Raw genomic sequence first — 1,956 nt, 5'->3', positions numbered from 1 at the left:
ATAGCTATGCTTGGGATCCCAGCCAGGGCTCGTCCGGCCAATTCGTCTGGACGCAGGAAGTATCCGGCACTTACGCCTATGAATACCACGGCTTTGTTGCATACAGCGATGAGGTTACTTATGTAGCGAATGATCGCGATAGCCTCATTAGTTATGAAAAACCAGATGAAGCAAGCCTTATTATACTCTCTCGTATAACGACCGATATGACACAGAGTAGCGTTTCCGACAAGATAAGCGGCGCTACGCAGTATTTTAATATTTGGGGTACGGCACTATACGAGGTAACGAACGAATATGCGGATATTTCAGGAGTGCTTACGCTTACAAGCTCAGGCTACAGGCATAATACCTCATTTGATTCCCGCGGCAGGATCATGGGGTATTCCGAAGTCATCGATGAATATGTAGATGGTGCTGTTGCATCAAGGACAGAATCTGTCGTTACTCTCGGATCATATGACAATAAGAATAGGTATACCACCATGACGAGCCACTCTGTCGAGGAAAGTATCACATCAGGCGTTGTAGACGGAGCGTTGTCTCTCGCCACCGACATTACCCGCACGAACATGACCTACGATTCGCTCGGACAACTCACCGGCTATACGGAAGTTCTCGCAACAAGCGACGCCGCGGATAAACAGATCCACTCCACAGTGGTTATCTCATACGACCTTTATGGCCGGCTTGCGGCAAAGACGGAAGACATCCACGAGGTAAATGTCTCAGGCGCGTCCGTAGCCATAGACCATTCTTATACCGTTACGACAACTATCGAAAAATACAACGCGAAGGGGCAGGCTACCCGCATGACGACCACAACGTTAGATGGCGATCTCAGAACAATCGAAGCAGATATTGCTGATAGGGTTTACGACACGCAAGGCCGTCTTACTTATAGCAGTATAAGAATAAGTGAAGTTTCACTAAAAGGAGGTAGCGTAACCTATGTCAGGATGGTGGATCCTAGCGCCAATACTATATTTATTGTAAAGCATGGGCTGAGCACGTATGACTGGATATATTTGGATGCAGACGTATTGCCCGAAGGACTTACCGCGGGTTATTACATGGTTTACAAATATAGTGAAAATGCGATCAAGCTCATAGAGAGTATTGATGCTAACGATATTATTAAATTCTATGACATAGAAACTAAAGGCGTCGGTGTGACATGGGCCGCGACACTTGAATGCAATATTTACACGACAACAACAAACATAACCGGCTATAACACCTTCGGCCAGGTTTTACAAATGACTCAAGTTACGATAAATGATGGTCTCACCACCACCACGGTCGACACCGCCGACAGAAAATATGATACGTCGGGCCGTCTTACATATTCCAATACCAGCATCGCCGAGCAGGATTCTACGGGAACCGTCTTAAATCACACCTATACGACCGAGACAACCATAGCAAACTACAATACCCTCGGCCAGGTACTTAGAATGACGACTGTGACCGTAGACGATGGGCTTACTACCATCGAAACAGATGTCGCGTATAGGGGTTATGATACGAAAGGCCGTCTCACATATAGTAGTATATGCGTAAATGAGTTCGGAAAAGAGGGAGAGAGTGTGGCTCGGGTTCGGAGTATATCTCTCGGAGACAACACCTTAATTATTCCAATCCATGGTCTGAGCACGTATGACTGGATATATTTAGATGCCGCCGAAATGCCCGAAGGGCTTGCCGCGGGTTATTACATGGTTTACAAGTATGATAGTTATAAGATTAAACTTATAAAGGGTATCGACGCGCAAGGTATTTTTACATTTTACGATATTGAAAATTTTGGCACTAACGTAACGTGGGTCAAAGCGCTTAACAATACTTATACCGTAACAACTACCATAAGCAGTTATAACTCCTTAGGCCAGATATTGAGGATGACGACCACGACCGTTGACGACGGGCTAACCACCACCGAGACCGATACCACCG

1 protein-coding gene is annotated in these 1,956 nt (G+C 46.0%); it reads left to right on the top strand.

Features of this window, described 5'->3' with window-relative positions; translation table 11 throughout:
• Positions 1-1,956 (top strand): hypothetical protein (locus tag PHS46_08140; GenBank protein ID MDD3906470.1); only part of this gene is annotated, 1,956 nt, incomplete at both ends.

The organism is Candidatus Omnitrophota bacterium (assembly GCA_028699255.1).
Lineage (GTDB): Bacteria > Omnitrophota > Gorgyraeia > 2-01-FULL-45-10 > 2-01-FULL-45-10 > FEN-1322.
The sequence above is the reverse complement of the archived record's forward strand: the minus strand, read 5'-3'. Positions and strand labels throughout refer to the sequence as shown.